At 67.7% G+C, this 19,341-nt stretch carries 23 protein-coding genes and 4 pseudogenes; 16 read left to right on the top strand and 11 right to left on the bottom strand.

The window, feature by feature from the left end; translation table 11 throughout:
- Positions 1 to 130: 130 nt before the first annotated feature.
- Positions 131 to 1,321, top strand: coding sequence for an IS110 family RNA-guided transposase (locus SMIR_RS39185; RefSeq protein ID WP_168500378.1), 1,191 nt, complete (start codon positions 131 to 133; stop codon positions 1,319 to 1,321).
- A gap of 158 nt (positions 1,322 to 1,479) precedes the next feature.
- On the opposite strand, the gene SMIR_RS39180 is transcribed toward SMIR_RS39185, so the two are convergent.
- On the bottom strand, positions 1,480 to 2,577 hold the full coding sequence (locus tag SMIR_RS39180; RefSeq protein ID WP_212728128.1) for an integrase core domain-containing protein: 1,098 nt from the start codon (positions 2,575 to 2,577) through the stop codon (positions 1,480 to 1,482).
- 105 nt (positions 2,578 to 2,682) lie between these two features.
- Between SMIR_RS39180 and SMIR_RS39175 the strand changes: the two genes are divergently transcribed.
- Both SMIR_RS39175 and SMIR_RS39170 read left to right on the top strand, forming a co-directional pair.
- Complete coding sequence (locus SMIR_RS39175) at positions 2,683 to 2,823, top strand: hypothetical protein (protein WP_212728127.1); 141 nt, start codon at positions 2,683 to 2,685, stop codon at positions 2,821 to 2,823.
- A gap of 16 nt (positions 2,824 to 2,839) precedes the next feature.
- On the top strand, positions 2,840 to 3,430 hold the full coding sequence (locus SMIR_RS39170) for a hypothetical protein (protein WP_212728126.1): 591 nt from the start codon (positions 2,840 to 2,842) through the stop codon (positions 3,428 to 3,430).
- Here the strand turns inward: SMIR_RS39170 and SMIR_RS39165 are convergent.
- The gene (locus SMIR_RS39165; protein WP_283959588.1) at positions 3,334 to 3,816 is read right to left on the bottom strand and encodes a transposase family protein; all 483 of its coding nucleotides are present in this window, start codon (positions 3,814 to 3,816) and stop codon (positions 3,334 to 3,336) included. The genes SMIR_RS39170 and SMIR_RS39165 overlap by 97 nt on opposite strands.
- A 572-nt stretch (positions 3,817 to 4,388) precedes the next feature.
- Between SMIR_RS39165 and SMIR_RS39160 the strand changes: the two genes are divergently transcribed.
- Positions 4,389 to 4,535, top strand: a complete 147-nt coding sequence (locus SMIR_RS39160; protein ID WP_212728124.1) for a hypothetical protein — start codon at positions 4,389 to 4,391, stop codon at positions 4,533 to 4,535.
- Positions 4,536 to 4,562: 27 nt separating this feature from the next.
- Here SMIR_RS39160 and SMIR_RS39155 read toward each other — a convergent pair whose 3' ends face one another.
- Positions 4,563 to 5,525, bottom strand: coding sequence for an IS630 family transposase (locus SMIR_RS39155; protein ID WP_249938653.1), 963 nt, complete (start codon positions 5,523 to 5,525; stop codon positions 4,563 to 4,565).
- A gap of 199 nt (positions 5,526 to 5,724) precedes the next feature.
- Here SMIR_RS39155 and SMIR_RS39150 point away from each other — a divergent pair, with 199 nt between their 5' ends.
- Complete coding sequence (locus SMIR_RS39150) at positions 5,725 to 6,339, top strand: plasmid pRiA4b ORF-3 family protein (RefSeq protein ID WP_212728122.1); 615 nt, start codon at positions 5,725 to 5,727, stop codon at positions 6,337 to 6,339.
- A gap of 115 nt (positions 6,340 to 6,454) precedes the next feature.
- On the opposite strand, the gene SMIR_RS39145 is transcribed toward SMIR_RS39150, so the two are convergent.
- Positions 6,455 to 6,964, bottom strand: coding sequence for an SMI1/KNR4 family protein (locus SMIR_RS39145; protein ID WP_168487254.1), 510 nt, complete (start codon positions 6,962 to 6,964; stop codon positions 6,455 to 6,457).
- 120 nt (positions 6,965 to 7,084) lie between these two features.
- On the opposite strand from SMIR_RS39145, the pseudogene SMIR_RS39140 reads away from it, so the two are divergent.
- Positions 7,085 to 8,088 (top strand): annotated as a pseudogene (locus tag SMIR_RS39140) (IS5 family transposase).
- A gap of 265 nt (positions 8,089 to 8,353) precedes the next feature.
- Positions 8,354 to 8,479: pseudogene (locus SMIR_RS45075) on the top strand (transposase); the annotation flags it as partial.
- A 2-nt stretch (positions 8,480 to 8,481) separates the two neighbouring features.
- Here SMIR_RS45075 and SMIR_RS39130 read toward each other — a convergent pair.
- A pseudogene (locus SMIR_RS39130) lies at positions 8,482 to 8,790 on the bottom strand (DUF2637 domain-containing protein); the annotation flags it as partial.
- Positions 8,791 to 9,262: 472 nt separating this feature from the next.
- Between SMIR_RS39130 and SMIR_RS39125 the strand changes: the two are divergent.
- Genes SMIR_RS39125 through SMIR_RS39115 form a run of 3 tightly spaced genes read left to right on the top strand, consistent with a single transcriptional unit; the run spans position 9,263 to position 10,108 of the window.
- Complete coding sequence (locus SMIR_RS39125) at positions 9,263 to 9,424, top strand: hypothetical protein (protein ID WP_212728121.1); 162 nt, start codon at positions 9,263 to 9,265, stop codon at positions 9,422 to 9,424.
- 58 nt (positions 9,425 to 9,482) lie between these two features.
- Complete coding sequence (locus SMIR_RS39120; RefSeq protein WP_143606254.1) at positions 9,483 to 9,728, top strand: antitoxin MazE7; 246 nt, start codon at positions 9,483 to 9,485, stop codon at positions 9,726 to 9,728.
- Between the two features lie 2 nt (positions 9,729 to 9,730).
- The gene (locus SMIR_RS39115) at positions 9,731 to 10,108 is read left to right on the top strand and encodes a toxin Doc (RefSeq protein ID WP_212728120.1); all 378 of its coding nucleotides are present in this window, start codon (positions 9,731 to 9,733) and stop codon (positions 10,106 to 10,108) included.
- Positions 10,109 to 10,138: 30 nt separating this feature from the next.
- Here the strand turns inward: SMIR_RS39115 and SMIR_RS39110 are convergent, their stop codons facing one another.
- Both SMIR_RS39110 and SMIR_RS39105 read right to left on the bottom strand, forming a co-directional pair.
- Positions 10,139 to 10,582, bottom strand: a complete 444-nt coding sequence (locus SMIR_RS39110) for a GNAT family protein (protein ID WP_249938566.1) — start codon at positions 10,580 to 10,582, stop codon at positions 10,139 to 10,141.
- A 105-nt stretch (positions 10,583 to 10,687) separates the two neighbouring features.
- Positions 10,688 to 11,902, bottom strand: a complete 1,215-nt coding sequence (locus tag SMIR_RS39105; protein WP_212728119.1) for an RNA-guided endonuclease InsQ/TnpB family protein — start codon at positions 11,900 to 11,902, stop codon at positions 10,688 to 10,690.
- 53 nt (positions 11,903 to 11,955) lie between these two features.
- Here SMIR_RS39105 and tnpA point away from each other — a divergent pair, with 53 nt between their 5' ends.
- On the top strand, positions 11,956 to 12,384 hold the full coding sequence (gene tnpA / locus SMIR_RS39100) for an IS200/IS605 family transposase (protein WP_212728118.1): 429 nt from the start codon (positions 11,956 to 11,958) through the stop codon (positions 12,382 to 12,384).
- A gap of 655 nt (positions 12,385 to 13,039) precedes the next feature.
- Here the strand turns inward: tnpA and SMIR_RS39095 are convergent.
- Together SMIR_RS39095 and SMIR_RS39090 are read right to left on the bottom strand one after the other, a co-directional pair.
- On the bottom strand, positions 13,040 to 13,957 hold the full coding sequence (locus SMIR_RS39095; protein WP_212728117.1) for an IS3 family transposase: 918 nt from the start codon (positions 13,955 to 13,957) through the stop codon (positions 13,040 to 13,042).
- Positions 13,954 to 14,262 carry a transposase gene (locus SMIR_RS39090; RefSeq protein ID WP_212728116.1) on the bottom strand — a complete coding sequence of 103 codons (309 nt, stop codon included), beginning with the start codon at positions 14,260 to 14,262 and terminating at the stop codon, positions 13,954 to 13,956. Before SMIR_RS39090 ends, SMIR_RS39095 begins: the two co-directional genes overlap by 4 nt.
- A 339-nt stretch (positions 14,263 to 14,601) precedes the next feature.
- On the opposite strand from SMIR_RS39090, the gene SMIR_RS39085 reads away from it, so the two are divergent.
- A complete protein-coding gene (locus tag SMIR_RS39085; RefSeq protein WP_248002597.1) occupies positions 14,602 to 15,393 on the top strand; it encodes an IS5 family transposase in 792 nt (263 codons plus the stop codon).
- Between the two features lie 59 nt (positions 15,394 to 15,452).
- A complete protein-coding gene (locus tag SMIR_RS39080) occupies positions 15,453 to 15,797 on the top strand; it encodes a hypothetical protein (RefSeq protein ID WP_168486692.1) in 345 nt (114 codons plus the stop codon).
- A gap of 9 nt (positions 15,798 to 15,806) precedes the next feature.
- On the opposite strand, the gene SMIR_RS39075 is transcribed toward SMIR_RS39080, so the two are convergent.
- Complete coding sequence (locus tag SMIR_RS39075) at positions 15,807 to 16,352, bottom strand: hypothetical protein (RefSeq protein WP_212728115.1); 546 nt, start codon at positions 16,350 to 16,352, stop codon at positions 15,807 to 15,809.
- Between the two features lie 180 nt (positions 16,353 to 16,532).
- Here SMIR_RS39075 and SMIR_RS39070 point away from each other — a divergent pair, with 180 nt between their 5' ends.
- From SMIR_RS39070 to SMIR_RS39060, 3 genes and pseudogenes are all read left to right on the top strand, one after another.
- On the top strand, positions 16,533 to 16,841 hold the full coding sequence (locus tag SMIR_RS39070) for a hypothetical protein (RefSeq protein WP_168488547.1): 309 nt from the start codon (positions 16,533 to 16,535) through the stop codon (positions 16,839 to 16,841).
- 75 nt (positions 16,842 to 16,916) lie between these two features.
- Positions 16,917 to 17,914 (top strand): annotated as a pseudogene (locus SMIR_RS39065) (IS5 family transposase).
- Positions 17,915 to 18,152: 238 nt separating this feature from the next.
- Positions 18,153 to 18,851 carry an LAVTG motif-containing sortase-dependent surface protein gene (locus SMIR_RS39060; protein ID WP_212728114.1) on the top strand — a complete coding sequence of 233 codons (699 nt, stop codon included), beginning with the start codon at positions 18,153 to 18,155 and terminating at the stop codon, positions 18,849 to 18,851.
- Between the two features lie 267 nt (positions 18,852 to 19,118).
- On the opposite strand, the gene SMIR_RS39055 is transcribed toward SMIR_RS39060, so the two are convergent.
- Entirely contained in the window at positions 19,119 to 19,307 is a 189-nt protein-coding gene (locus SMIR_RS39055) for a hypothetical protein (protein WP_095850750.1), read from the bottom strand.
- Between the last annotated feature and the right edge of the window lie 34 nt (positions 19,308 to 19,341).

The following is a 19,341-nucleotide window of genomic DNA, read 5'->3' as shown; positions in this document are numbered from 1 at the left end:
AGAGAACTTGGCCGCCCGAAACCCCGCGACGACTCGACCGCTAATTGGGAGACGCGACGCGATCGCTTTGTAGGACAACGTCGGCGAGGTCGTCTGCTGGGTTGGTGTACGACGAGCTGACGGAGGGGCTGTGCCCGAGATCTGGGCCGGAGTGGACATCGGCAAGGAACATCACCACTGCGTGGTGATCGACGCCCAAGGCAAGAGACTGCTGTCGCGTCGGATCCTGAACAACGAGGCTGAACTGCTCCAGCTCATCGCTGACGTACTGGAGCTGTCGCGGGATGTGCTGTGGGCGGTGGACATCAACCACGGCGGGGCCGCGCTCCTGCTCGGTCTGCTGGTCAGCCACGACCAGCACATCACCTACATCACCGGCCTGGCCATCCACCGCGCCTCGGCCGGCTACCGCGGCCAGGCCAAGACCGACGCGAAGGACGCCTTCGTCATCGCCGACCAGGCCCGCATGCGCACCGACCTCGGTGTCCTGCGGCCCGGCGACGAGATATCGGTCGACCTGCGCACTCTGGTTACCCGCCGCACCGATCTGGTCTGCGACCGGACCCGGCAGATCAACCGACTGCGCGCCCAACTCCTGGAAATCTTCCCTGCGTTGGAACGCTCGTTGGACCTGACGAAGAAGGGGCCGGTCCTGTTGTTGACCGGCTACCAGGCCCCGGCCGCGATCCGTCGCGCCGGTGCCTCCCGGATCGCGGCGTGGCTGAAGAACCGCAAGGTCCGCAACAGCGCGGCCCTGGCCCGGACCGTCGTGGAGGCCGCCGAGGCCCAGTTCACCGCACTGCCCGGCGAGAAACTCGCGGCCACCATGGTGGCCCGTCTGGCGAAGGGGGTGATGGCCCTTGATGAGGAGATCACCGAGCTCGAAGCCCTTATCGAGGCCCGGTTTCGCGAGCACCCGCACGCCGAGGTGATCCAGAGCCTGCCTGGCATGGGCACCATGCTGAGCGCGGAGTTCCTCGCTGCGACCGGCGGCGACATGGACACCTTCGGCACCGCCGACCGCCTGGCCGGCTACGCCGGCCTCGCACCCGTCCCCCGCGACTCCGGACGCGTCAGCGGCAACCTCCACCGCCCACGCCGCTACCACCGCGGCCTGCTCCGCGCCTTCTACCTCTCGGCCTTCGCCAGCCTGCGGAACTGTCCCGCCTCGAAACAGTTCTATGAGCGCAAGCGGGCCGAGGGCAAGGGGCACAAGCAGGCGCTGCTGGCACTCGCCCGCCGCCGGGCCAACGTCCTGTGGGCCATGATCCGCGACGGAGCGTGCTACCAAGCCACACCACCAGTCACGGCAACGGCTTGACAACGTCATTGGGAAGTTCTCTACGCCCCGTGATCCGAGTGGAAGACCGTGCCTGCCGACGCATCATCGCTGATTCCGCCTGCCCTTGACCAACTCCGGGAACATCCCGAGGTCGCATCGCAGGAGGTTGTCCTTGCCGAAAACTTCGTCCGTACAGGTCACGCGGCATGTTGGTACTCGTGGAGGATGCCGCCGAGCCGGCCGCGTTTTCGTATGTCGAGGCGGGCGATCTGCCCCGGATCGGTGATCAGTGGGGGCAACGGGTGCAGTGGGCGGGCGTCGGCGATGCCCTGATGCGGTCGATGCCCGTTATAGAACTGCTCGAACTCCCTCAGCGCGCGGAGCAGGTGGTGATGGTTCCAGATGAGGGTGCGGTCCAAGAGTTCGTGGCGGCAGGTCTGCACCCACCGTTCCATGATCGAGTTCATGCGCGGTATTCGCACGCCGCTGAGGACTACCTCGATGCCGGCGCTGGTGAGGATGGTGTCGAACAGTGCGGGGAACTTCCCGTCCCGGTCCCGGATCATGAACCTTGCCCGGCAGTCGGCGTCTTCGAGGTCCATGACGAGGTTCTTCGCCGCCTGGGTCACCCGGGCCGCGGTGGGATGCGCAGTGGCGCCCAGGACCCGGATTTGCCGGTTGGCGTGCTCGATCACCGCGAAGACGTACAACCGCGCCCCGGACAAGGTGACGGTCTCGAAGAAGTCACACGCCAGAAGGACGTCCGCTTGGGAGCGCAGAAAGTCCGACCAGGTGCTCGACGCCCGTTCGGGGGCCGGCGGGATGCCGGCGTCCTGGAGGATCTCCCAGACCGTGGACGCGGCTACCTTCACTCCGAGTACCAGCAGTTCGCCGTGCACGCGCCGGTACCCCCAGCTCGGGTTCTCACGGACCAGGCGCAGTACGAGGGCCCGGATGGAGCGGACGGTGCGCAGTCGGCCCCCGCGGTGGGGCCGGGATCGGGCGGCATGCCGGCGGGCGACCAGGTCACGGTGCCAACGCAGGATCGTGTCCGGCCGCACCAGCAACCGCATACGGAGCAGCGCCTCCTTCGGGAGGTCATGCAGCAGCGCCGCCAGGAACGCCCGATCCCCCGGTGGGAACTGGACTCGCTGCCCGTTCAGATGCCGTTGCAGCACGGTGATCTGATGGCGTAGAGCCAGGATCTCTACATCCTTGTCCCGGGTGCTCACCGGCAGCAGTCGCAGCATCGCGAACATGTTGGTCACGCTCAGGTAGGCGAGTTTCAACAGCACGAGCGACCATCATGCCGAGGTGATCGTCATCTCCGCCAGAGCACTGCGCCGGCCTCAGCATCCGACGGAACGAAGATCACGGCACACGGGCTCTGACCAGGGCGGATGAGGTTATCGGCAAGGGCAACGCTGTACGGCATCGGCCACTCCGGGGCCCAGGCGTGGCACGCGGGCGAAGGTATGGTGACCGGCACCGGCCACTGGATCGGCGACAAGTCCAAGGCGCTGTGGCACAAGATCTTCTGATGTTGGTGGGGACGACATGAAAAGTACGGCGGACGGCGTCCCCGGGGAGCAGGTGGAGCCGGCGGCGATTCCGCGCCTGGGCACCACCTGGTTCGACCGGGGCGCCGGGTACTGGCTGCGCCGGATCGCACATGGCAGCTTCCAGCTCGCCCTGCTGCTGTTCGCCGGGCTCGTCGTGACCGCCTTCTACGCGGGGTTCTGGGAAGCGGTGGGGGTGCCCCGCTCTGCACGTACCGCGGTGTACGCGGTGACGGCGGTCGCCTGCCTGCTCAGCCTCGTCGCGGGTTTCGTGCGCACCCGGCGCGCACCGGTGGAGATCCCCACCCCCGAACAGGCATGGCGGGAGCACCGTTCCCGGCAGCGCAGGAACGCCGCCTCGGCCGCCGGCGGCCGCTGGACGCTGCTGCTCCTCGCGCCCGTCCTACCCGCCACCGTCGCCTGGGCAATCGGCACCTGGGCCGCCCCGACGCTCGCGCGCCGCACCGCCGCCGAGATCGGCGCCCGCGCGGACTACGAGCGCCGGGTGCGCGAGCAGGAGGAGCGGGCCGAGGCCGCCCGACCGCTCCCGCCCCGCAACCGGGCCGAGCGCCGCCACGGACGCCGCTGAGCGCGAACCGGGCCGGTTGCCCAACCCGTCTGCGTCGCCGCCCAGTTGACCGGCTCGAGCGTCGTCCGGCTCACCGGAGCGTGCAGAACAGCAGCAAGACGGCTCCCGGCCCGGCCGGCGAGCGCGACGGCGACAGCCTCCAGAACTCGCCGGGCGGCAGGCGTACGACGGCCATAGCGAACGGTCAGCCCCTCGACCTGCTCGGCAAACGTACGCCGCGAACAACGAACGTTCTCGCAGTACAGACGCCGCACGGTCAACTCGATCAGCACCGGTCGATCTCCAACCGGCGTGTCGGCAAGGCACCTTCCATAGGTACTGTGCACCCGCTTGGACATCACCGCACATCCGGGGCAGGCGACCTCAGCCACCCGAGTTCTCGCCATCAGGCGAATCACTCCGCACTCGAAGAACACGCGCTCCAGCAGTAACGCGCTGAGGTGCGGAAACAGATCACCGACGAGCTCATCACACCGCACCACGGTCCCAAATGACGCCACGTCACCGAGACCGAACCCCGTTGATCCTCCTCACGGAATTTGTGCCTGATCCGAGAACGGACAGCAGATGTTCACGGCTACGGGAGGCGTCAGAGCACACCGAGGATTCGAACGCGGCTTGAGTTTCGACCCGAGAGGCGGCCCCCGGGGCTTGGCAGGCGGTGTGCGGCGGCCCTGCCGACATCCGTCCGAACATAGTCGCGACGTTCCCGCCATTTAGTGTGCGGCGCCGACTGTGTCAGAGTCGCACAGGCGGCCTGGACGGCTCAGTGGTCGCCCATGGGTGGGGGCACGAGGCGTGGCAGTGGCTGATGCCAGTCGCCCAGCCTCGTGAGGAGAAACTGGCGAGCGAGAGAACGAATGTCGTCCCACGCCGAATCTGTGGCCAGAGCGTTGTCCCAGGGACCGACGCGGCGGGTGGCATCGATCTCGCCGATACGACGGCCGATGGCCCGAAGATGACGCTGATCCTCAGGCTCGAAGGCTCCGCGCTCCGCGAGCCCTTCGGACACGCGGCACATGAGCTCCACCTCTTCAACGACGTCCTTCGTCTCCAGCTCACGCTCGCCCAGCCAGGCAAGTTGATCTTGGGTGTCGGCCGCTAGTGCAGCGCCGCGTTGATCTTGCGGGGGTCATGCAGCTTTGAGCGGGGTTCCGTCGTAGGTCCAGCGGAACGGGCGGGCCTCGTCGTCGTAGGCGAGGGTGAACTCGCGGATCTGGCCGATGAGGTCCTGGGGTGAGGTGAACTCGCCGCGCCGCAGCAGTCGGCGGGCCAGGATCGAGAAGAAGATCTCGACTTGGTTGAGCCACGAGGCGTGTTTGGGCGTGTGGTGGACGGCGAACCTCGGGTGCGCGGTCAGCCAGGCCCGGGTCGCCTTCGAGACATGGGACGACCCGTTGTCGAGAACCAGGTGGATCGTCAGCTTCGAATCGATGGACTGGTCCAGCATCCGCAGGAAGTCGATGAAGGTGGCCGAGTCGTTGCGGGCGATGTCCTCGACCAGGACCTGCCCGGTGTGCACGTCCAGGGCCGCGACGATGGAGGCCGTGCCGTGGCGGCGGTACTCGAACTCGCGCCGCTCGGCCTGGCCCGGGCGGGCCGGCCGCGTGGGATGGCGGCGGGAGCGAGCCTGCATCGCGGTCTTCTCATCCACGCTGAGCACCACCGAGTGGGGCGGGCGGCGCAGGTAAAGGCTGCAGACTTCGGCGGCCTTGGTGTAGAAGTCCGGATCTTCCGGGCGGGTGAGCCAGCCACGCACCAGGTGCGGCTTGAGATCGAGGCCGGCCAGGATCCGCCCGATCTGGGACGCTGATATCCCGGTGGAGGCCAGGCGATGGGCGATGGAGCGGTGAGTCCACTGGCTGTCGGTCTGGGGCCGGGCGGAGGTGACGGTGGCGACGATGGCCAGGTGCACGTCGGGACCGTAGCGGCGGGAGCGGCCAGTCCGGGGCCGGTCCTCCAGCGCGGCCAGACCCTCGGCGGCGAACCGCTTACGCCAGCGACGCACGGTGTCCAGATGCACGTCGAGGGTGCGGGCGATGACCGCGTTCGCGACGCCCTCCGCACAGGACAGCGCGGCCCGGGCCCGCTGCACCCGGCGCAACGGCGCAGTCCGAGAACGCGCCAAATCGTCTAGCACTTTGTGCTGTTCACCCTCCCAGGCCACCTGGAACGGACTGACCACCGGCACGCGCTGTCCCCCCTTCGACTCAACGACTCGCGGTGATCATTGTCGCGAGCAGGGGCACACGTCCCGCCTGGGCACGGCCGGCACGGATGGCAGGATGGCCGCCATGGCGAACAGCAGGAGCGCGAAGCCGAACTCGCGGACCGCACCGAGTCAGACCGTGCACAAGATCAAGATCACCTTGCGGGACTCCCGACCGCCGATCTGGCGCCGCTTGGAGGTGCCGTCAGGCGTCACCCTGCGCGAGCTGCACGACGTCGTCCAGGCTGCCTTCGGCTGGGAGGACTACCACATGTGGGCCTTCGAAAGCGGACAGGACCGATACGGCGTCGCCGACCGCGACCTGGGCATCCGCAGCGCCGCCTCCAAACGGCTCGGCCAGGTGGCTCCCCACGCCGGCGACCGGCTCCGCTACACATACGACTTCGGCGACGACTGGGAACACGACATCCTCATCGAGGACGTCACCGAGGCGGAGGCCGACACCGCCTACCCCCGATGCCTCACCGGCCGCCGAGCCTGCCCGCCTGAGGACTGTGGCGGTATCTGGGGATACGACTACCTGATCGAGATCCTTGCCGACCCCCGCCACGAAGAACACGAAGACCGCCTGGAATGGATCGGCCTCGACTCAGCCGACCAGTTCGACCCTGCAGCCTTTGACGCAGCCCAGGCCAACTCCGCGCTGTCAGCCCTTGCGACCGTACTCGTCAAGAGCTGACACATCACTGCCCGCCGTCAGTAGCGCTGACGGTGGGGCACAAACCCCCGCAAGATCAATGCGGCGCTGCACTAGGGCCTGTATCGAGTCGCGATCAATCCAAGTGAGCAGGGGATCACTCCTCCTCGGCAAACTCAGCGGCATCGGGAAAGACGTTGGTGCTGATGTGTCCTGACAGCCAGCCGACCAGGAACTCGACCGCACCCACAGGATGCGCGTCGTAGTACCAGCCCCGCGGATTCCAGCAGACGACCGTCCACTCGTCCGGCTTCCTGTCAGTGAGCCAGCACACGCGGTCCCCGTTGTCGGTTCCTGCCCACGGCAGGAGTCCGCCCGGCTCCGGATAGAAGGGGTACGGGCAGTCTTCGGGGTTGCTGTCCCGGAAGTTGCGTTCCTGGTCCAGCAGCCGCTTCGCCGGGCCGACCAGCAGGTCTTGCCCGCCAAAGGGTGTGAGTGGCGTCAAGAACTCGGCGAAGTGGTAAGCCCCGTAGGCTCCGACCAACTGCTTGAAGTCGGAGGGGAGTTCCACGCCGAGTGCTGCCTCCACCTCCTTCCAGTCTCCGTTCGCCCACAGTGGTTGCGCCGGCGGAGTGATGAGGCGAGTGAGGTCGTCGAACGCGGTCATGAGGTCGAGCTTAGGGGTGGTCGTCGTGACTGAAGCTGCCGCCTTCGCCTAGGGCGCGAGTTGTGATCAATCTGCGGGATTCACCCTCGTGACGGGACGTGATCAGGTAGATCGTCTTGCATGACGCGAGTGCAACTGTCGGATACGGAGTGGGAGTTCATTGGGCCGTACCTGCCGATCGGCGAGTACGGTCCGTATCCCGAGCGGCTGCGGCAGCAGTTCGAGGGTGTGATCTGGCGTTTCAAGACGGGCGGGCAGTGGCGGGAGATGCCGCAGGAGTTCGGTGCCTGGTCGACCGTTCACAACCGCTTCCGGCAGTGGCGTGACGCGGGCGTGTTCGAGGCGCTTCTGGAGGGCCTGATGGCGGAGGCTGCGAAGCGGGGCGAGGTGGACTTGTCGCTGGTCAGCGTCGACTCCACCACCGCGCGGGCTCACCACGACGCTGCTGGGATGCACCTGGACGAGGACGTCATCAGCGCGTTGGAGAAGGCTGCCGCCGAGGAGGAGAAGGCCAGGTCAAAGGGGGCGGCCTCGAAGAACAAAACGGGCAGGACGCCGAGACCGATCCCGAGCGGGACGAGCGGCGACGCCTCAGGCGTCGGCGCAAACTGCGGCTGAAAGCCGCCCTCCTCGGACGCTCCAGGGGCGGGCAGACCAGCAAGGTTCACCTCGCGGCCGACCGGAAGTGTCGCCCGCTGGCGTTCGTCCTGACCGCGGGGCAGGCCGCAGACAGCCCGCAGTTCATCCCCGTGCTGGGGAAGATACGGGTCCGCGGTCCCGTCGGCCGCCCTCGCACCCGACCGGACGCGGTCGCCGGGGACAAGGCCTACTCGTCCCGCGGCAACCGGGCCCACCTGCGCCGACGCGGCATCAAGGCAGTGATCCCGGAGAAGAAGGACCAGGCCGCCAACCGAAAGAAGAAGGGTGGCAAGGGCGGTCGGCCCGTCAGCCACGACGCCGACCTCTACAAGGAGCGGAACAGCGTCGAGCGGTCGATCAACAAGCTCAAGGCCTGGCGAGGCATCGCCACCCGATATGACAAGACCCCGGACAGCTACCTCGCCGGCCTCCACCTGCGCGCCTCGATGATCTGGATCAAAGACCTCGCCCGGACCACCCGTTGATCACGACTCGATACGCGCCCTAGTCGGGCCGTAACGCGCAGCGTCCAGGTGCGCAGGTTCGCGTCGCCGAGATGGTTCATGCATGCAGGATCGCATCCAGCTCACGCAATCGTGTTCGGGGGCCCGGAGGGCGGCAACGGCCTGCGTGACGGTCGCGGAGGGTTGAAGCGGAATTACTACTGCTGCAATCGAACAGTGCCAGACGGTAGCGCCTCGCATCCTGCTCGCCCTCGCCGACGACCTCGGTGCCCGCCTCCGCGCCACCGACCGAGTGCTGGCGACGATCCTGTTCGTGGCCACGACGGGCTGTACCTGGCGGCAACTGCCGCCGGTCTTCGGTCCGTCCGGGCCGACCGGGCACCGCCGGTTCACCGAGTGGAGCCGGGCCAGGGGGGCGATCGTCGCGACCGTCAGCAGCCACGCCGTCTGGCGCAGCAGCGGGAAGGGGATGCGGATCCAGGTCAGCAGGAGGTCCAGGGCGAGCAGGACGCAGATACCCGCGTCGATGCCTATCGGGAAGACGTACGCGAAGTTCCCGAAGCCCTTCTTGAGGGCCAGCTCGCGCACAGCCGCGTACGAACCGGCGAAGCCGATACCCGCGATGACGAGCGCACCGGCGACGACCACACCAATCAAGGACCGCTGCACGCGTGTTAACCGATGGTGCTCCCCCACCTTCTTCCGCCTCCAAGAGGTTGCCATACCGCCAGGGCCAATTCCCAGCAGGCACACACGCAAAATGGCACCCCCCGCGACATCACCGCTAAACCTGTTCCGCACGGTGAGGCGCACCGCCCACGTAGGGCAACAGTTGCATCAACTCTTGCCTTGCCTCCCCCATCTCCCATCGCGGCGGCCGATACCGGCCTGACGTACAGCCGGATCCTGTCCGGTGTACCCCTCAGCCAGATCACCACGAGCGGGGCGATGCGGCACCTTCAACCCAGCGGCCACCGATGGCCGCTGGAGCCTCGCAGGCCACGTCCTCGCCCAGACGCTGTTCACGCAAGGATCGCGGCAACGCCACGGTGCGAGGGCTGCACCTGTCCGGCCGGGCGACCAACGAGACCGAGAAGAAGCGCGCGGCCGCCGCCAGGGTGAAGTACGTCAACGGCCTGAAGGGTCACCAGCCACTCCCTGCGGACTGGCCGAACACCACACGAAGCGCGCCAAGGTGCCCCTCGACCAACGCGAGGCCGGCGGCTGGGGCGAGAAGTCTCCTCTCCCTGATTCCCGCTACAACCGGCCCGCCGACACCGTGGACGCCACCGAGACCAACCCGCTGGACGCCGTCCCGCTCCTCAGGAGATTCAAGGAGCCCTCGGAGGCTACGTAGGGGCGCAGGTCAGAGGCGGGTGTATGCGCAAACGCATGCGCGGGTGCATACTGGTCGCATGGCTGACACCAGCGTACGGATCAACACGACCACGAGGGATCGCCTCGCCGCCCTCGCCAAGGCCCGCGGCATGAGTCTGGCCGCCTACCTCGACGACCTCTCCCGGCAGGAGGAGCACCAGGCGCTGCTTGGGCGAGCGACCGCCGCGTTCGACGCCGCGATCGACCGTCCGGGCTTCGTCGACGCCTTCGACAAGGCATTCGGCGGCCTCCCCGCCGCGCCCGCCCGTAGCCAGGCGGCCTGATCTTGGAACTGTTCATCGACGTCCGGTGGCTCCTCGACCGGCAAGAGCGCGTGCTCGGCAAGGATCTCCAGATCCGTGACTACTCGGCGCTGGTCGCGGCCGTTGCCCGTCACCGGGTGAACACGCCGCACCTGGATGTGGGCGAGCCGGATGCCTACTGGCGGGCAGCCGCGCTGCTCGACACGATCGTGCTGCAGCGGCCGCTGCCCGCAAGGAACGAGTTGTACGGATACGGCGTCGCCGTAGGCTACATCGAGGCGTCCGGCGAGACCGTAGCCGCGAGCCAAGAGCAGTGGATCCAGCTCATCGAGGACATCAAGGCCCTGCGTCTGGACACCTTCGACATCGCGGATCGTCTCCGATCCTGGCGGGCCCCGTGATCACCCAGTGGGGCCCGTCCTTGGGTGGCTTCAAGCAAGAGACGAACGCCCCAGGGTCGGGCGAATCATCACCGTGAGAACCGGGGACTCCGGAGACGGCTGGCTCGTGCCGATGCTCCAGTACCCCCACGACTCGTAGAGCCGCTGAACCTTGCCGTCTCCGGCGGCAGGATTCACCATCAGCGTCACGTACGGCTCGTTGACATACGCCGCCAGCAGCGAGTCATGAAGGCGTCGCGCAGTTCCGGTCTTCCGCCACGGCACCCGCGCGCCAAGCTCTTTCAGTGCTACGGCCAGTCGATCGATGTACTTGCTGGCAGGAGTGGGTGTGACTCGTTTCCACCAGCGATCGTCGGAGTCGATGACGTTGCCGTACGCGTAGCCGACCGCTTCACCGTCGTCCGTGTACGCGAGCGCGGCAGCCCAGACATCCCAACGACATGGAGTGTCTGACCCCGAGCAACAACTGACCATTCAACAACCAAGATCAGCCGTTAAATTGACACACCCGGGGGCTTCGGCCCCGGAAGGATGATTTCCATCGTGACTCCTCCCCCGGCTGAAGCCGGGGGCTTCTCGCTATGCTGGGTTGGCGTCGCGACGGACCAGCCCGGCCCGTAGAACGTTGGTGGCTCCCACTGTGTCGGCGTGGGCGTTGTGGCCGCAGGCGAGGCAGTGGAACTTGTCCTGTGTGGGCCGGTTCTCCTTCGCGGTGTGCCCGCATGCGGGGCAGGTGCGGGAGGTGTTGCGGGGGTCCACGGCGATCACTTCCCGTCCGGCGCTTTCAGCCTTGGCGTGCAGGATCGTCAGGAACACCCCCCAACCGGCATCGCTGATCGACGTGTTGAGCCCGGCCTTGACGGCGGTCCCGTTGGGCAGGAAGGTGCCCGGCCGGCCGGGGTCGGGCTTCGGTGCGGGGGCCTTGCTCATGTTGCGGATCCTGAGGTCTTCGTGCGCGATGACGTCATGCGCGCGGACCAGGCCCAGCGCGGTCTTGTGCGCGTGGTCGAGCCGCCGGCGGCGCACCTTGCCGTGGAGCCGGGCGACCTTCTCCACGGCGCGCTGGTGGTTGCCGGTGCGCTTGTCCCGGCGGACACGCGGGAACCGGGACAGTGCCTGCTGCGCTGCCTGGAGCTTCCCGGCTGCCCGGCGGCCGTGGCGCGGGTTGGGCACGAACCCGCCGTTCGAGTCGGCGAGGAAGTTCGCGATGCCCAGGTCGATCCCGACCACGGAGCCGGTCGCGGGCAGCGGCTCCGGCTGGTCCTGCTCGGCACTCAGCACCACGAACCACTTACGGCCCTCCCTCTTGACCGACACGGTCTTGACCCGCCCGGCCACGGCGCGGTGCTGGTTGACCCTGACGTGACCGACACCCTGGAAGCGGACGCGGGTAACAGGATCGTGCGGGGTGGAGTCCCACCGGCAGCCGTCCCCGTCCTTGGGGAACTCCACCGTGTCGAACCAGTTCACCCCACGGAAACGCGGATAGCCAGGCGTCTCACCGGACTTGACCCGGCGGAAAAACGCCTGCATCGCCTTGTCGAGACGGCGCAAGGTGGCCTGCTGCGAGGAGAACGACCAGCGGCCCTGACGCTCCGGGTCGAACGCCCTGATCCCCTTGAGCTGCGCGGACTGCATCCCGTACCTGACGCTCGTCTTCGAGACATGCCGGTAGGCGTCACGGCGTTCCTGCAACGCCCCGTTGTAGAGGGAGCAGTGATCCCGCAGCATCTCGCCGAGTGCCTGAGCCTGCCGGACGGTGGGCCGCATGAGGAACTTGTACGCACGGATCACCCCAACGCCCGCCCCCTCCGGTCGAGTTCACCCCATCCTAATACCCTTGGCGTATGTCACCACGCTGGGAACCAGATCCCGATATCCGTCGGGGAAACCACGTCATCCACCACCTCCATGCACACTTGGTGTTCGTCACCAAGTACCGGCGTGAAGTCTTCAACGACGAGATGCTGACGCGCTGCGAGGCGATCATGCGGGACGTGTGCGAGGGCTTCGGCGCACAGCTGCGGGAGTTCAACGGCGAAGGCGCCCACGTCCACCTGCTCGTGCACTACCCGCCGAAAATCGCCCTGTCCAAACTCGTCAACAGCCTCAAGAGCGTCAGCTCCCGCTACCTGCGCGCGGAGTACGCCGGCCGGATCAACCGGACTGGCACCGGGTCCGTGTTCTGGTCCCCGTCCTACTTCGCGGGCTCCTGCGGCGGCGCACCACTGAGCATCGTCAAGGACTACATCAACAACCAGAAGCGACCGGCCTGACCGTCACCCCGCAGGCGCAGAGAACTCCGGCGCTTCGCGCCTCCGGACCGAGGATCGCATTCCCGCCCGGCCTGAAGTCCGGGATTCCCTGCGAAGATTCAGAGGATGGAGAGCATGGGGAAGAAGAAGCCGCGTCCTCGCCGCTCGTTTAGGCCGGAGTTCAAGGCAGAGGTCGTCGAGCCGTTTCAACGCGGTGACCGCTCTATCGGCCGGGTCGGCGACTGTATGTGGATCGGCCATCGGGGGTCATAGAGGCTCGGGCCGGCTTTGAAAGTGAGGATCGGCCGATGACGGTCGGTGGAGTGCTGTACTTCGCTGCTGTACCGCATCGGGGCGCAGGCGCACTCGCCAGGCCAAGGCGGTTGGCAGTGCATGAGACGGGTTGCCCCGTTCTCCGGGAGAGACGTGCAGGGGCAGACCCGTCACGGGGACGGGGACGGCCCTGCCCCTGCACGATGCCGCCCGCGTACCTCCCCTGGGGGGCAGGCGGCCCGCCCCACGTTCGGGGGGTCACTTTCTCCAGCACAACGTGGGTTTCAAGTGTCACGGGTGATCGCCCGCCACCATGAGGTCAACACATCTGTGTGGTGCTGACCTCGCGAGCCTTACAGATCGTCCACGAAGTGAGGTTCCCCCGGTGTGCGGGAGGTGCTGATCAGCTGGTCAGGGCGGGTTGACGGCGTTTCAGGTTCGTTCGTTCGGCCGTTGCCTGGTCGGCGTAGCGCTTCTCCTCGAACTCGACCGGACTGAGGTAGCCGAGCCGCTTCTGGATGCGCCGGGAGTTATAGAAGCCGTCGATGTACTCGAAGAGCGCGAGATTCGCCTCGGCCCGGGTGGCGAAGACGCGGCCGCGGATGCACTCCGTCTTGATGATCATCCACAGGTTCTCCGCGAGAGCGTTGTCGTAACTGTCCCCGACCGAGCCCATGGATGCTTCAACTCCCGCTCGTAGTAGCCGAGTTGTGAGCTTCACGGATGTGTATTGACAGCCGTGATCGGCATGGTGGACCAGCTTGCCCGGTTCGACTTCCCGGCTCGCAAGGGCGTACTCGAGGGTGGTCAGGACCAGGTCGGCGTCCGCGCGGGCGGAGGTTTCCCAGGCGACCACCCGGCGGGAGAACGCGTCCCGGATCGCGGACAGCCACAAGGGCCCCTCACCGGTGGTGATCATGGTGAGGTCGGTGACCCACAGCCGGTTCGGCGCGGATGCGGTGAAGTCCCGCTCGACCAGATCCGGGGCGAGTGTGGCCTTGGGATCGCGGCGTGTGAAGCCGCTTCGGCGGGGGCTGATGCCCGCAATGTCGGCCTCGCGCATCAGGCGCTCGACCCGTTTGCGGCCCACGCGGACGCCCTCGCGCTTGAGCACGGCGTGCACGCGCGGCGAGCCGTAGATCCCGCCCGAGTCGGCGTGGATCTCCTTGATCTGCCCGGTGAGTTCCACGTCCCGGCGCCGGCGTTCGCACGGCTCGCGCTCGGCACGACGCCAGCGGTAGTACGTCGAGGAGGCGATGGAGAGTTCCCGGAGTACGCACTCGACCCCCAGGTGCGGGTGCTCGTCAACGAGCGCCGTCACCTGGGCCGGGTCGGGTCGAGCTGCGCCGCGAAAAACGCCGAGGCCGTCCGCAGGACCTCGTTTGCCCGCTTGAGCTGGATGTTCTCCTTGCGCAGCGCGGCAAGTTCGGCGCGTTCATCGGTGGTCAGCCGATCATCCCGCTCGCCGGCGTCCGCCTCGGCCTGGCGGATCCAGCCGCGCAGCGCCTCCGGATGCACGCCGAGGTCGACGGCGAGCTTCTTGATTTGGGGCTTCGGTTCGGCGGTGCGGTATATCCGCACCGCACGCTCACGCAACTCCAGCGAGTACTTCCTGGGGGCAGCCATGGTCGATGTTCCTCTCATGAGTCCCATCTGACCCTCTGTCAACACACTCCGCATCTCGGGGGAACCTCAGTGGCTGTTGTCGTTCCGATCTTGAGCGGTGTTGGTCGAACGGGAGTCTCGTTCGGGTGATCGCGGCGAGTGTCGGGCATGGAGAACAGGGCCCCTTGGTAGCTGGGTGGGTGTCTACGCCAACAAGCTGTCCAGGGAGCCCTGTTGCCGCATTTGTACGCCCTCGGGCCAGTCGGGTCCAGTTCGGTCACCCCGTCGTGTGACTGCCTCGCGCACCGGTTCGGGAACGCCGCGGACAACGGCACGCGCGAGCGGCGCTATCCCACTGACATGACGGACGCGGAGTGGGCCGTAGTCCGTCCGCTGCTGCCGGTGCCGGGCTGGCTGCAGGGACGCGGCGGCCAGCCGGAGGCGTACTGCCACCGGGCGATGTTGGACGCGGTGCGCTACCTGGTCGACAACGGAACCAAATGGCGGGCGATGCCGTCCGATTTCCCGCCGTGGGACCGGGTCTACGCCTTCTTCCGCCGCTGGCGCGACCACGGCCTGGTCACCGAGTTCCACGACCGGCTGCGCGGCAGGGTCCGCGAAAAGGCGGGCCGGGATCCGGAGCCGAGCGCGGGCGTGATCGACTCCCAGTCGGTCAAGGCGGACGCAGTCGTCGGCGCCGACAGCCGCGGCTTCGACGGCGGAAAGCTGATCAACGGCCGCAAGCGCCACGCCGTCGTTGACACCCTCGGCCTGCTACTCGCCGTGCAGGTCACCCCCGCGGACACCGGCGACCGCGCCGCCGCGCAGACCCTGCTCGCGCGGGTCGTCGACGCGCACCATCGGTTGGAGCTGGTCTGGGCTGATGGCGGCTACACCGGCAGCCTGATCAAGCGCTGCCTGACCGCGCTTGCTCTGGTCATCGCGGTCGTCAAACGCAGTGACGACATGCGCGGTTTCGTGGTCCTGCCCAAGCGGTGGATCGTCGAGCGGTTCTTCGCCCACCTGATGCGCACCCGCCGCCTGGTGCGTGACTTCGAGCGCCGCACCTCCAGCGCCGAAGCGATGATCTACTGGTCGATGACCCTGCTCATGACCCGCCGCCTTGCCCGGCCACGCCCCTCGCGGGTGTGAACCCCTCCGGCGCCGGGGCTTTTGGCACAGGCCAGGTGGGCACCTGAGATCATTCGCACATGAGCTACGACCTGGCCGTGTGGGATGGAGAGCTGCCGCGCGGCGACGAAGCCGGCGCTGTCTTCGACGCGCTTTACGAGCGCTACCTCGATTCTGAAGACGTGATCGCCGAGCTCTCGCCGCGCATCGAGACCTATGTCGAGGCACTCGTCGAGCGGTATCCAGATGATGTCGCCGGCAGTCCCTGGGCGTCACCGCCCGTCATGGGCGAGGCATCGGGCCCGATCGTCTATCTGCTCATGTCCTATAGCAGAGCGGAGGAAGTCTCCGAGTATGCGGCTGCCCTGGCACGCGAGCACGGGCTCGTCTGCTACGACCCCCAGGGAGAAACCCTGCGGGTCTGAGGTCGCCGTTCACAGTCCCTCGCCTTGTCCGGCCACGGCCTGCGAGAGCGTGAACCGACCCGGCACCGGCTCGACCAGCCACCCCCGGGCCACCATCCGCTTCGCCTTCGACCGCAACGCTTCCACCTTTGCCGGCACGACCTCCAGGCCGAAGCAGACGGCCATCTCCTGGCAGGAAAGCGAACCCTGACCAAGTCGGTCGCGGTCGGCAAGGACTCGCAGGATGCGTTGGTAGTCCACCGACAGCGCCGACCAGGCCAGCCCCGCACGCCACATCGGCACCATCGACTTCGACTTCGCTGGTTCCAAAGCCCCTGCGGGCAACGGCTGTTCACCGCCATTCGGCAGGTCCAAAGCGATATCAGGACCGGCGACGTCACCCTCGCCTGGGGCCAGTACCTCGCGGACACGCAAGCGAGCGATGACCCACTCGTTCCAATCGTGCTCGGCCACGGACAACTCGGCCTGGATCCGATCGGCCTCCTCCCGCAGTTCGTCCACACGACGGCGAGCGGCGCACTCGCGCTGTTCCAGCAGTCCAACGACCGACGGCATTCCTGACCTCCACTGGAGCGACGACACAACAGGTCACCACTGCAACGGAACCGCCGCCCCCATGCCTGACCAGCGGAAATGCAGTCCTCAAGCTCGGAAAGACAACGGCTTCTCAAAGTCCCCCGCGCGCGTGGGTGTGAAGGGCCCGGCTGCGGGCAAACGAGGAATGTGTCGTGTGAGGTGGATGAGCTTGTCGCGCGGGTTCGGCATGCTCTGAACCAGGCGGGATTTGAGGTGGTCGGCGGAGTAGATCGCCGGATGACCGGTCTCCAGGTCAGTGGGACCCCTGCCGGGGTGCTGGTCGCCTGGGCGACGTCTGACGGATTCGCTGCGCTGGCTGCTGACCAGTCTGGCGGTGATTGCAGGGGCGGCATGCAGGTTGCGGTGCAGGCTGCCGTCTCGGGTTTGATGACCTCCCTGGGATACCCGGTCATGGGGACACCTAACGGCGACCTCATCGTCCTGGTGAAAGACGGCGAGGCCGACTAGGGCCTGTTCTGAGTTGAGATCACGGGATCGGTCATTCCCGCTTCAGGAGGGCGCTGGCTGCGGTAGACCGGTCGCGTGACTCGTGGTGATCTGACCGATGCCGAGTGGGAGTTGATCGAGCCGCACCTGCCGCTGGGGGCGTTCGGACCGATCCCTGACCTGCGCAGCTACTTCAACGCGGTGATGTGGCGGTTCCGCACCGGCAGCCCCTGGCGGGATGTGCCGGAGAGCTACGGCTCCTGGTCGACGATCTACGACCGGTTCCGGATGTGGGCGCATGGCGAAGTCTTCCAGGCCCTCATGGAAACGATGATCGCCGAGGCGGCGGCCCGCGACGATGTCGATCTCAGCCTGGTCAGCGTGGACTCGACCGTTGCCCGCGCGCATCACCACGCGGCGGGCATGGTCGTCGACCCGGAGCTCCTTGAGGACCTGGAGAAGGCCGTGGCGGAAGAAAAGGGGCTGCAGCAAAGGGGCAAAACAACCCCGTAGGTGAGGGGTCCGCGGACAGGGAGGACCCCGAGCGGGAACAGCGCCGCGCCGTGCGCCGACGCCGCAGGGCCCGACTGCGGGCCGCCGAACTGGGCCGCTCCCGGGGCGGGCTCACCAGCAAGGTCCACCTCGCCGTCGAGCGACGCTGCCGCCCGCTGGCCATCATCCTCACCCCCGGGCAGTCCGCGGACAGCCCGCGCTTCATCCCGGTCCTCAAGAAGATCAAGGTGCGCGTCCCGGTCGGCCGCCCCAGGACACGGCCGGACGCGGTCGCCGGAGACAAGGCGTACTCCTCCCGCGCCAACCGCGCCCACCTGCACAGACGCAACATCAAGGCAGTGATCCCGGAAAAGACCGACCAGGCCGCCAACCGCAGGAAGAAGGGACGTTCCGGCGGCCGCCCGGTCAGCCACGACGCCACGCTCTACAAAGATCGCAACACGGTCGAGCGCGCCATCAACAAGTTCAAGGAATGGCGGGGACTGGCCAGCCGGTACGACAAGACACCCGAGAGCTACGCCGCAGGACTCCACCTGCGCGGATCCATCCTCTGGTTACGCAGCCTGCCAGCCCTCCCGTGATCTCAACTCAGAACACGCCCTAGACGGGCATAGCAGCCGGCATGCCCAGTTGAGCGCGAGGCGCCGAGATGGCGCCTCCACACCCGGCCGGACGCCCGCGGGGTCCCGGGGAGGGCTCCCACGTCGGTGATAGGTCTGTTCGTTGTCTGTTCGTGCTTGATCCGTCGTCGGGCCGGGCTGGATGCTGGGCTGCCCCCTCCACATCTTCCCATTCGTATCTTGAAGATGGACCTGCCCCATGCGTACCCTCATCCGCGCCGGCGCGCTGACCGCCGGCGCCTCGGCCGTGCTGCTCCTTGCGCCGGCCGCGCACGCCACCGCTCCCGGTGACAACGGCACAGTGAAGATCCACGACGCCAAGACAGGCGAGGAGCTGCGCCGCAACGAGCCCCACGTCTGCACGTTCTACCTCGACGCCTTCGGCTTCGACGCGGTCCAGCAGGTCGACTGGCACATCGAGGCCTGGGCTCCTACCGCCGCCACCAAGGGCGAGACCGTGAAGTCCGGCGCCATCACCCAGGACGGCCAGGGTCACGGCCGTACGGATGACCTGTCGCTGCCCGACGGGCACTACAAGCTGTTCTGGAACTTCGACGGCGAGAAGGGCGCCGCTAAGCACAAGGTGTTCTGGACCGACTGCAAGGACTCACAGGGCGGTGGTGGCGGTACGACGCCGTCCACATCCGTGTCGCCCACGTCGTCGGCGTCGTCCTTGCCTTCGGGCTCGGCAGGTGCGACGGCCTCGCCGAGTGCGTCGTCCGGCGAGGGCGGGGCCGCCCCGTCGGCCGACGCCTCCTCGTCCGCGCAGGCCGGCAGCGGCGATCTGGCCGAGACCGGCAGCAGCGCCCCGGTGGGCCTGCTGTCGGGCGCCGCGGCGGCGATGGTGGCCGCGGGCGGTTACCTGGTGCTGCGGCGTCGTAGGGCCTCCCGGGGCTGACGTCCGCAGGGCATGACGGTGCCCCCGTGCTCGTCCGGGTGACGAGTACGGGGGCACCGTCGTGTGCGGATCGGGGCTGAGGTGGCGAGACGCTGACCGCAGTGTGCCGAGCGCGCGGGCCAGGCGTAGGGCGAGGCTGTGGCCCCGATCGGGGCTGTCGGCGACGCCCCGGCAGTTCGCCGGGGCGTCGGTTCCCAGGGTTGCGTGGCACACCACGTGCCTGTCGGCTTGCCGCGCCCGGGTGGCCATGTTCGCGACCCGGCCTGGCTACAGGTCCATGAGGTTGCCCGGGCGGAAGGCGCACGTATCGCATGGCCGGGCACTCAACCGGACGGTGCCCGTGCACGGGTCGGTGACCTCGTCGTACGGTTCAGCGCTGTCGTCGTCGGCGCCGTGATGGTCGACGGCACGCTGCATCAGCGCTTCAGCGTCGCCCTGCCCGAGGCGCCGGTTCACCGTCGTCCTCCGCGGCCCGCGTGCAGGTGGCCAC

It is taken from the genome of Streptomyces mirabilis, assembly GCF_018310535.1.
Lineage (GTDB): Bacteria > Actinomycetota > Actinomycetes > Streptomycetales > Streptomycetaceae > Streptomyces.
Note: the sequence above shows the minus strand (reverse complement) of the source record. Positions and strands in the feature narration are given on the sequence as shown.

What these genes read in the sequence shown, in the direction of transcription:
- SMIR_RS39170 (WP_212728126.1), top strand. Translation starts at nt 2,840, where the DNA reads ATGAAAAGTACGGCGGACGGCGTCCCCGGGGAGCAGGTGGAGCCGGCG.
- SMIR_RS39110 (WP_249938566.1), bottom strand. Translation starts at nt 10,582, where the DNA reads ATGGTCAGTTGTTGCTCGGGGTCAGACACTCCATGTCGTTGGGATGTC.
- SMIR_RS39085 (WP_248002597.1), top strand. Translation starts at nt 14,602, where the DNA reads ATGACGGACGCGGAGTGGGCCGTAGTCCGTCCGCTGCTGCCGGTGCCG.
- SMIR_RS39080 (WP_168486692.1), top strand. Translation starts at nt 15,453, where the DNA reads ATGAGCTACGACCTGGCCGTGTGGGATGGAGAGCTGCCGCGCGGCGAC.
- tnpA (WP_212728118.1), top strand. Translation starts at nt 11,956, where the DNA reads ATGTCACCACGCTGGGAACCAGATCCCGATATCCGTCGGGGAAACCAC.
- SMIR_RS39175 (WP_212728127.1), top strand. Translation starts at nt 2,683, where the DNA reads ATGAGGTTATCGGCAAGGGCAACGCTGTACGGCATCGGCCACTCCGGG.
- SMIR_RS39160 (WP_212728124.1), top strand. Translation starts at nt 4,389, where the DNA reads ATGACGCTGATCCTCAGGCTCGAAGGCTCCGCGCTCCGCGAGCCCTTC.
- SMIR_RS39150 (WP_212728122.1), top strand. Translation starts at nt 5,725, where the DNA reads ATGGCGAACAGCAGGAGCGCGAAGCCGAACTCGCGGACCGCACCGAGT.
- SMIR_RS39075 (WP_212728115.1), bottom strand. Translation starts at nt 16,352, where the DNA reads ATGCCGTCGGTCGTTGGACTGCTGGAACAGCGCGAGTGCGCCGCTCGC.
- SMIR_RS39060 (WP_212728114.1), top strand. Translation starts at nt 18,153, where the DNA reads ATGCGTACCCTCATCCGCGCCGGCGCGCTGACCGCCGGCGCCTCGGCC.
- SMIR_RS39145 (WP_168487254.1), bottom strand. Translation starts at nt 6,964, where the DNA reads ATGACCGCGTTCGACGACCTCACTCGCCTCATCACTCCGCCGGCGCAA.
- SMIR_RS39090 (WP_212728116.1), bottom strand. Translation starts at nt 14,262, where the DNA reads ATGGCTGCCCCCAGGAAGTACTCGCTGGAGTTGCGTGAGCGTGCGGTG.
- SMIR_RS39165 (WP_283959588.1), bottom strand. Translation starts at nt 3,816, where the DNA reads ATGGCGAGAACTCGGGTGGCTGAGGTCGCCTGCCCCGGATGTGCGGTG.
- SMIR_RS39120 (WP_143606254.1), top strand. Translation starts at nt 9,483, where the DNA reads ATGGCTGACACCAGCGTACGGATCAACACGACCACGAGGGATCGCCTC.